This is a genomic window from Pseudomonas sp. SDO5271_S396, from assembly GCF_054071795.1.
This window is the reverse complement of the sequence record NZ_JBSVWB010000031.1, coordinates 66,459-74,944: the sequence shown is the minus strand read 5'-3', so window position 1 is coordinate 74,944 and position 8,486 is coordinate 66,459. Positions and strand designations below refer to the sequence as shown.

9 protein-coding genes and 1 pseudogene are annotated in these 8,486 nt (G+C 63.0%); 2 read left to right on the top strand and 8 right to left on the bottom strand.

Annotated elements, in window-relative coordinates:
- Nucleotides 1-94: 94 nt before the first annotated feature.
- Together ACW9IN_RS20200 and ACW9IN_RS20195 are read left to right on the top strand one after the other, a co-directional pair.
- The gene (locus ACW9IN_RS20200) at nucleotides 95-1,054 is read left to right on the top strand and encodes an amino acid ABC transporter permease (protein WP_457367525.1); all 960 of its coding nucleotides are present in this window, start codon (nucleotides 95-97) and stop codon (nucleotides 1,052-1,054) included.
- On the top strand, nucleotides 1,047-1,781 hold the full coding sequence (locus tag ACW9IN_RS20195) for an amino acid ABC transporter ATP-binding protein (protein ID WP_457367524.1): 735 nt from the start codon (nucleotides 1,047-1,049) through the stop codon (nucleotides 1,779-1,781). Before ACW9IN_RS20200 ends, ACW9IN_RS20195 begins: the two co-directional genes overlap by 8 nt.
- A gap of 25 nt (nucleotides 1,782-1,806) precedes the next feature.
- On the opposite strand, the gene ACW9IN_RS20190 is transcribed toward ACW9IN_RS20195, so the two are convergent.
- The 8 genes and pseudogenes from ACW9IN_RS20190 to ACW9IN_RS20155 form a co-directional block, all read right to left on the bottom strand.
- A complete protein-coding gene (locus ACW9IN_RS20190; protein ID WP_457367523.1) occupies nucleotides 1,807-3,714 on the bottom strand; it encodes a methyl-accepting chemotaxis protein in 1,908 nt (635 codons plus the stop codon).
- Nucleotides 3,715-3,865: 151 nt separating this feature from the next.
- Nucleotides 3,866-4,570 carry a methyl-accepting chemotaxis protein gene (locus ACW9IN_RS20185; RefSeq protein ID WP_457367529.1) on the bottom strand — a complete coding sequence of 235 codons (705 nt, stop codon included), beginning with the start codon at nucleotides 4,568-4,570 and terminating at the stop codon, nucleotides 3,866-3,868.
- Between the two features lie 201 nt (nucleotides 4,571-4,771).
- A pseudogene (locus ACW9IN_RS20180) lies at nucleotides 4,772-5,782 on the bottom strand (methyl-accepting chemotaxis protein); the annotation flags it as partial.
- 159 nt (nucleotides 5,783-5,941) lie between these two features.
- Nucleotides 5,942-6,649: a 16S rRNA (uracil(1498)-N(3))-methyltransferase gene (locus tag ACW9IN_RS20175; RefSeq protein WP_457367522.1), complete on the bottom strand. Its 708-nt coding sequence runs from the start codon at nucleotides 6,647-6,649 to the stop codon at nucleotides 5,942-5,944.
- Entirely contained in the window at nucleotides 6,646-7,437 is a 792-nt protein-coding gene (gene tatC / locus ACW9IN_RS20170; protein ID WP_236411235.1) for a twin-arginine translocase subunit TatC, read from the bottom strand. Before tatC ends, ACW9IN_RS20175 begins: the two co-directional genes overlap by 4 nt.
- A complete protein-coding gene (gene tatB / locus ACW9IN_RS20165; protein ID WP_457367521.1) occupies nucleotides 7,434-7,838 on the bottom strand; it encodes a Sec-independent protein translocase protein TatB in 405 nt (134 codons plus the stop codon). Before tatB ends, tatC begins: the two co-directional genes overlap by 4 nt.
- A 10-nt stretch (nucleotides 7,839-7,848) precedes the next feature.
- Complete coding sequence (locus ACW9IN_RS20160; RefSeq protein WP_003171180.1) at nucleotides 7,849-8,127, bottom strand: twin-arginine translocase TatA/TatE family subunit; 279 nt, start codon at nucleotides 8,125-8,127, stop codon at nucleotides 7,849-7,851.
- A gap of 25 nt (nucleotides 8,128-8,152) precedes the next feature.
- Nucleotides 8,153-8,485 (bottom strand): phosphoribosyl-ATP diphosphatase, encoded by a 333-nt coding sequence (locus ACW9IN_RS20155; RefSeq protein ID WP_457367520.1) that lies wholly within the window; start codon nucleotides 8,483-8,485, stop codon nucleotides 8,153-8,155.
- Nucleotide 8,486 lies beyond the last annotated feature (1 nt).

Sequence of the window (8,486 nt, the reverse complement as noted above, 5' to 3'; positions counted from 1 at the left end):
TTGACCGAGTTCCAACATGAGAATGCGATCAAGTGTGGGAGCGGGCTTGCTCGCGAAGGCGGCGTTACAGGCGACACCCATCCCGGAACCTGAAATGAAACAGAAAAAAGCCCAATGGCCCTGGCACCTGCTGACCGTGGTCGTGCTGGTCGGCCTGGCCGGCGCGTTGTACTACGCCACCTCGCTGATGTCCTACGAGTGGCGCTGGAACCGTGTGCCGCAGTATTTCGCCTATCAGGCCGAAACCTCCCAGCGTGCGGCGGATATCTCCACAGTCGTCGAGCTGGTACGCAAAGGCGATATCGCCGAAGTGACCTTGCGCAACGACGCGGGCGCCGAGCAAAAGCTGACCGTTGCCGATAACAGCCTGCAAGTGGCGCGTGGCGACGATGTTGCCGAAGGCGATGTGGTCGGCGTGACCCGCCATTGGGCGTTGGGCCCACTGATGTGGGGTTTGTGGACCACACTGTGGCTGTCTGTTGTCTCTGGCATCCTTGGCTTGATGATCGGCCTGGCGACCGGGCTGTGCCGCTTGTCCAGCAACCCGACCTTACGAGATTTGTCGACGATCTACGTCGAACTGGTACGCGGCACGCCGCTGTTGGTGCAGATATTCATTTTCTATTTCTTTATCGGCACGGTACTCAACCTGTCCCGGGAATTTGCCGGGATCGCTGCGCTGTCGCTGTTTACCGGCGCTTACGTGGCGGAAATCGTCCGCGCCGGCGTGCAGTCCATCGCCCGTGGCCAGAACGAAGCCGCGCGCTCCCTGGGCCTGAGCGCGAGCCAGTCGATGCGCCATGTGGTACTGCCGCAGGCGTTCAAACGGGTACTGCCGCCGCTGGCCGGGCAATTCATCAGCCTGGTGAAGGACACATCGCTGGTCTCGGTGATCGCCATCACCGAACTGCTCAAGAGCGGCCGCGAGGTGATCACCACCTCGTTCTCGCCGTTCGAAATCCTGTTCTGCGTCGCAGGCCTGTACCTGCTGATCAACCTGCCGCTGTCGAAAATGGCCAGCCGGCTTGAGCGGAGGCTCGCGCAAAGTGATTGAAGTTCGCGATCTGGTAAAAGTCTTCGATACCCGTGGCCAGGTGGTGCGCGCGGTGGACCACGTCAGTACCCAGGTGGCCAAGGGCGAAGTGCTGGTGGTAATCGGCCCGTCCGGCTCCGGCAAGTCGACCTTCCTGCGCTGCCTCAACGGCCTGGAGACCTTCGATGCAGGCTCTGTGAGCATCGACGGACTGCAACTGGCCGACCCGAAAACCGACGTGAACGCCTACCGCCGTGAAGTCGGCATGGTGTTCCAGCACTTCAACCTGTTCCCCCACATGACCGTGCTGGAGAACCTGTGCCTGGCGCAGAAAGTCGTGCGCAAGCGTGGCAAGCAAGAGCGTGAAGCCAAGGCCCTGGCGCTGCTGGAAAAGGTCGGTATCGCACAAAAAGCCCATGAGTTTCCGTCACGCCTGTCCGGCGGCCAGCAACAGCGGGTCGCCATTGCCCGAGCGCTGGCGATGGAACCCAAGGTCATGCTGTTCGATGAGCCCACCTCGGCACTGGACCCGGAAATGGTCGGCGAAGTGCTCGACGTGATGAAGACCCTCGCCCTGGAAGGCATGACCATGGTCTGCGTTACCCACGAAATGGGCTTTGCCCGGGAAGTGGCTGACCGCGTGCTGTTTTTCGATCACGGCAAGCTGTTGGAGGACGCCGCCCCGGCCGAGTTCTTCGATGCGCCCAAGGACCCCCGAGCCCAGGCGTTTCTGCGACAGGTGCTGTAACGGGCGCGCCGCAGGTTTGTAACCGTCACAACCTGAACCGGCCCACCAATGCCTGCAAATCCAGGCTCAGCTTTGTCAGTTGAACACTGGCCGCCGCCGTTTCCTCACTGGCGGCGGCGTTCTGTTCGGACACATCGCGCACTTTCCAGACACTGCGATTGATTTCCTCGGCGACGGCGCTTTGTTCTTCGGCTGCGGCGGCAATCTGCGGGTTCATCTCCTGGATGATGGCCACGGTGCGGGCGATGGCGGCCAGCGCCTCGCCGGCATCACGTGTCAGGTCGACACTGTCGTCCGTCAGGCTGCGGCTGCTGTCCAGGATATCCGCCACTTGCCGGGTGCCGTCGTGCAGGCCCTGGATCAGGCTTTCGATTTCCTCGGCCGACTCCTGGGTGCGCAGGGCCAGGCTGCGGACTTCTGCAGCGACCACCGCAAAGCCTTCGCCGGCATTGCCCGCGCGTGAAGCTTCAATGGCGGCGTTGAGGGCCAGCAGGTTGGTTTGTCGGGATACCGACTTGATCACGTCCAGCACACTGCCGATTTTCTGGCTCTCCTGACGCAGCGCCAGCATCGCGCGCCCCGAAAGTGCCATTTCGTCAGCCAGTTGGCCGATCTGTTCGACCACCTGTGCGACCACCTTGTCGCCCGCGTTGGCCTGCACGTCGGCTTCGTTCGCTGCCACGGAGGCGTGCTCGGCATGTCGCGCTACCTCCTGCGCGGTGGCGAGCATTTCCGTCATGGCCGTGGCCACAAGGTCGGTTTCCTCTTTCTGATGGGCGATCCCGGCGCGCGTCTGTTCGGTGACGGTCGACAATTGGGTGGCGGCGCTGGCGATCTGCCGGGCACTGTCGTCGATGCCACCGATCAAGTGGCGCAGGTTTTGGGTCATCTGCGCGATGCTTTGATGCAATTGGCCCAGCTCGTCACGCCGTTCTACTTGGGGCGTATGGCTCAAGTCGCCCTTGGCGATACGGTTGGCGCTGGCCAGCGCCTTGCGCAACGGGCGCACAATCTGCCCGGCAATCCACCAGGCGGCCAGACTGCCGAGCAACAGGGCTGCCAGGGTCACGCCCACCAATAGAATGCGGGTCTGGTCGGCCTCCTGGTCACGCGCACGAATCTGGCCCTGGCTCAGTTGGTCGCTGTGTTCGAGCAATTGATTGAGCTGTTGTTCGAAACGGTTCTGCGTCGTCTCTGTGGTGAGTTGCGCGTCCTTGAGGCGGATAAGCTGCGCGCGGTAGTTTGCCAGATCGGTCTTGAGCAACGTGGAGTCGACGGGCAGCGCGGTAACGGTCGCCTGCGCGATGTCCAGCGCGTCCAGGGCTTGGCTGACGGCCTGGGCGTAGGCTTGCGGAGACTCGGCTGACCAGGCGGGACTCTGGGCGTTCTTTTCGGCGTCGGCGATGGCCTGGCGTAGATCCTCGATGGCATCCAGGGCTTGTTGGTCTTGCTGGTCAGGCAGCTCGCTGGCCAGTTGGGCCAGGGTGTCCCCCGCCTGGAGCGCGGTCTTTTTCAAGGGGCTGCGCGCGGTTTCCCGGCGATCGATCAGGGGCGGCAGCTCGATCAACGTCGCTTTGAATCGATCGACCAGACGGGTCGCGTCCTGAAGTCGCTGCACATCGGCGGGCGCTTTCAGCGTGCGCGACAGGGTGGCGAGGTGCTGGTCGAGGGTCCTGATCTGGGTGGCCATTTTGCCCAGACTGGCGGCGTCGGTGAGTACGCGGTACACGATGCGATCCGCGCGCATCGCCTGTGCGGCGATGGACAGTTGCCCCAGGGTCGTCAGGTTGCTCGAGCGCTGGAGTACAGCGTTGAGGGCTTGCCAGCCGGTGCCGGCGATCATCAGGCAGAGTACAAGCACCTGGCCAAAACCCAGGGCCAGCTTGAGTGTGACGCTGGCATTGCCCAGCAGGCGGGTCAGCCGACGAAACATGGGAAATCTCCAAATCAGTGATGGCGTTTTGCAACAGTGCAAACGCTAAAGTGATTCGGAGGCGAACGGGGGAACGGCCGGATGATAAACGCGTAGGACGTTTCATAAGTTGCGCGACGACGACTTTCGTCGTCGCCGCCAGCAAGCATCGTCAGATGCGGAAACGGCCCACCAGGGTTTGCAGGTAATTGCCCAGGCGCGCCAACTCGACGCTGGACGCGGCGGTCTCTTCGCTGGCCGAAGAGGTCTGTTCCGACACATCCCGCACGTTCAGGACGCTGCGGTTGATCTCTTCGGCGACGGCGCTTTGTTGCTCGGCGGCGGTGGCGATCTGCGAGTTCATCGCCTGGATGGTCGAGACCGTGCGGGTGATGCTGCCCAGCGCGTTGCCGGCCCGCCGGGTCAGTTCGACGCTGCTGTCGGTGAGTTCGCGGCTGTTGTCCATGATCGCGGCCACCTGCTGGGTGCCGCTTTGCAGGCCAACGATCAGCTCTTCAATCTCTTCAGTGGACTTCTGGGTACGCTGGGCCAGGCTGCGCACCTCATCGGCGACCACCGCGAAACCGCGTCCCGCTTCACCGGCGCGCGCCGCTTCGATGGCGGCGTTAAGGGCCAGCAGGTTGGTTTGCTGGGCCACGGACTTGATCACATCGAGCACGCTGCCGATCTTGTCGCTTTCGCGCTTGAGTTCGCCCATGGCGGCAGTGGAGTTGCCGACCTCGGTGGCCAGGCGCTCGATCTGGGCGATGGCTTCACCGACCACCTTGTCGCCTTCTCGAGCCTGCTGGTCAGCCGCTACGGCGGCTTCGGAGGCTTCTTCGGCGTTGCGTGCCACTTCCTGCACGGTGGCGGCCATTTCGTTCATGGCGGTGGCGACCTGGTCGGTTTCCACCTTCTGGCTGCTGACCCCGGCGCTGGTCTGTTCGGTTACGGCCGACAATTGTTCGGCGGCACTGGCAATTTGAGTGACACCGTCGCTGATGCCGCCGATCAGTTCGCGCAGGCCCACGGTCATGCGCTGCATGGCGCGTTGCAACTGCCCGAGTTCATCCTGGCGGGCTGATTCGAGGTTATGGCTCAAATCGCCGGAGGCTACCCGCTCAGCCACGGTGAGGGTCTGGTTCAACGGGAGGATGATCTGACGAGTGATGGCCCAGGCGGCGACCAGGCCGAAGATCAGCGCCAGCACGGTAGCCAGCAGCAAGAGTTGCTTGGCTTGAGCGGCGTCGGTGTCACGCACCTGGGTTTGGGAGGTGGTCAGTTTGTCACTGTTGCCCAGCAGGATATCGCCCTGGGCTTTCATGGTTTGCAGGGCGGCAGCGCTTGCCACTTGGGAGTCACGGTACTGGCTGACGGCGGCGCGATAGGCTTGCAGCGAGGTGCTGGCTTCTTGCAGGTTGGCCTGGAAGGGCGCCGGCAATTGGCCCTCAAGCTCGGTGATTTTCTTCAGGGCATTGTCGATGGCATCCAGGGCGGGCTGCTCGGCGTCGGTCTTGCCGCTGTAGGTGTAGCCGCGCACCTGGAAGCGCGCTTGCTGGATCAGCTTGCTCAGGTCGACCACGCTGTTGAACTGGGTGACGCTGTCACCTTGCAGCAGGTTCTTTTCGATTTCGTTGGTCTTGGCCACGGCGTTGTCGGCGGTGTCGCCGAGTTTGCTGCGCGCGCCCTCACGCTTGAGTCCGGCCTGGACCATGGCGCCGAAGGCTTTTTTGTATTGCCCCAAAGCCTCCTGCTGCTGTTCCACCAGGGCCTTGTCATCGGGCTGCTCGATCAGCTCGGCGGCTTTTTTCAGGCCGCTGTCCAGCTGTGCGAGCAGGCTGTTCACCGCGTCGGTGCCTTGTTCGCCACGGCGCATTTCGAAGTCCAGGCGCGCCAGGCGCAGGTCGCGGGTCAGGCTGTTGAGGCTGGAGATGTACCCCAGCTTGTCGCCCCGGCTGATCACATCGCCCAGGCCGGTCCAGCCAGTGGACGTGATCAACAGCGTCAGCAGCAGGACCAGGCCGAACCCCAGGCCCAGCTTGGTTTTGACGCTGACATTCCCCAGCTTTTCGGCTAACCAACGATACATGCGGCGAACTCCCCTGAAACAAGGCTTGGACTTATTCAAAGGCTATCGGCAGCGTAGGCTGGTTCTGTAGGAGCAAGGTCGAATGTCGGTGAGGGTTTGTGTGGTGAGCGGGACAAGCCCGCTCACTACAAAAAGCCTGTCCATCCGGCGTAGGTAGGGCTAGAACAAGCGGGCGAGCAGGGCGGTGACGGCGGTTTCGACGCGCAGGATGCGTGCGCCGAGTTGGACCGGCTGCAACCCGGCCTTGACCAGCAGGTCGACCTCGTAGGGGATCCAGCCGCCTTCCGGGCCAATGGCCAGGGTTACCGGCTCATCCAGCCCGCGCGGGCAGGGCGGGTAATCGCCGGGGTGGCCGATCAGGCCCAGGGTGCCCTCGGTCATCGCCGGCAGGCGGTCTTCGACAAACGGCTTGAAGCGTTTCTCGATGATGATTTCCGGCAGCACCGTGTCCCGTGCCTGCTCCAGGCCGAGGATCAGTTGCTCGCGGACCGCCTCGGGCTCCAGGAACGGGGTTTGCCAGAAGCTCTTTTCCACCCGATAGCTGTTGACCAACACTATGCGGGGCACGCCCATGGCGGCTACGGTCTGCAGCACCCGACGCAGCATCTTCGGGCGCGGCAGGGCCAGCAGCAGGGTCAGGGGCAGCTTGGCCGGCGGCGGTTGGTCGAAGCTGACTTGCAGCTCGGCTTCACGGGCTTCCAGCCGCACGAGTTGCGCCGTGCCCATCAGCCCATCGATGCGGCCTACGCGCAGGCTGTCGCCCACCGCCGCGCGGTGGACGTCCTGCATGTGTACCAGTCGGCGATCACGCAGGATCACGCGGTCGGCCGCGATAAAATCGGCCTCTTCCAGCATCAGCAGGTTCACGGCTGGGTCGCTGGCGGCTGGTCGTCGTCGGCGGGTTGGTCATCCGGGTGTTCGCCGCGCTTGCTGATCAGGCCGCTGAACAGGATGCCGATCTCGAACAGCATCCACATGGGCACAGCCAGCAGGGTCTGGGAGAAGATGTCCGGCGGCGTGAGGATCATGCCGACCACAAAGCAGCCGATGATCACGTACGGACGGATCTTCTTCAGGTACTTCACGTCGACCACGCCGATCCACACCAGCAGCACCACCGCCACCGGGATCTCGAAGGCCACGCCGAAGGCGAAGAACAGCGTCATCACGAAGTCGAGGTAGCTGGTGATGTCGGTCATCATCTCCACGCCGGCCGGGGTGGCGGCGGCGAAGAATTTGAAGATCAGCGGGAACACCAGAAAGTAGGCGAACGCCATGCCGGTGTAGAACAGCAGGATGCTCGACACCAGCAGCGGCACGGCGATGCGCTTTTCGTGCTTGTACAGGCCCGGTGCGATAAAGCCCCAGATCTGGTGCAGGATCACCGGGATCGCCAGGAACAGCGAGACCATCATGGTCAGCTTCAGCGGCGTGAGGAACGGCGACGACACGTCGGTGGCGATCATCGTCGCGCCGGCTGGCAGATACTGGCGCAGCGGCGTGGAGACGAAGGTGTAGATCTGCTGGGTGAAGGCGAACAGCCCGGCAAAGATGATGAAGATCGCCGCTACGCAACGCAGCAGGCGGGTGCGCAGCTCGGTGAGGTGCGAGACCAGCGGCATGTGCTGGTCGTTTTCCGGTTTATCAGCGCTCATGGGGCTCGCGGCGGCAATGTAGGGTCATGGGGTGCGGGCGACGCAGCGGGCGTCGGCGCAGGCTCGGTGGGCGTTGCGGGGGCCACGGGAGCGGCTTCGACCGCCGGCGCGATGCTGTTTTCGGTCACAGGCTCCGCCGGTTTGGCAGGCTCCTGCACCGGCGACAGAATCTTGCGCGCCTCTTGCTCCAACGACAGGATGTGTTCGTTGTGCAATTGCCGACGAATCTCGTCGGCGCCGATTTCCCGTTCAACTTCCTGTTTGATGGCGTTGAAACTACGTTTCAGGCGCCCGATCCACAGGCCGGCCGTGCGTGCGGCACCGGGCAGGCGTTCCGGCCCGAGTACCAGCAGGGCCACCAGGCCGACGAGGAGCAGTTCAGAGAAGCTGATACCAAACATTAGTCAGTGCTCACGAGTCTTTGCGGGTCGGCTCTTCGACTTTTTCAGCCTGCACATCGAAGGTACGACGTTCGGTGATCGGCTGAGTGGCCTGCGGGTGTACAGGCTGGGCCGGCGGTACCGGGTTGGCAGCTGGATCGGCGGGTTTTTCGTCGTCGTTCATGGCCTTGCGAAAGCCCTTGATCGACTCACCCACGTCGGTGCCGAGGTTTTTCAGCTTCTTGGTCCCGAACACCAGGACCACCACCACCAGAATGACGATCCAGTGTTTCCAGTCAAAAATGCCCATGCTGCAGTTCCTCTGTAATAGTTATTCAGGCGGACGGGCGCGAGGCCTTTTCGGCATGCCCTGACAATCCGAAGCGACGGTCCAGTTCATCCAGCACGGCCTGCGGATGCTGCCCCAGTTGGGCGAGCATGACCAGGCTGTGGAACCACAAGTCGGCGGTTTCGTAGATCACATCGCTGCAGTCGCCGCTGAGCTGCGCATCCTTGGCCGCGATGATGGTCTCGACGGATTCTTCGCCGAGCTTTTCCAGAATCTTGTTCAAACCCTTGTGGTACAGGCTGGCGACGTAGGAGCTGTCGGCGTCCGCGCCTTTGCGTTCTTCCAGCACCTGGGCCACACGGTTGAGGGTATCGCTCATG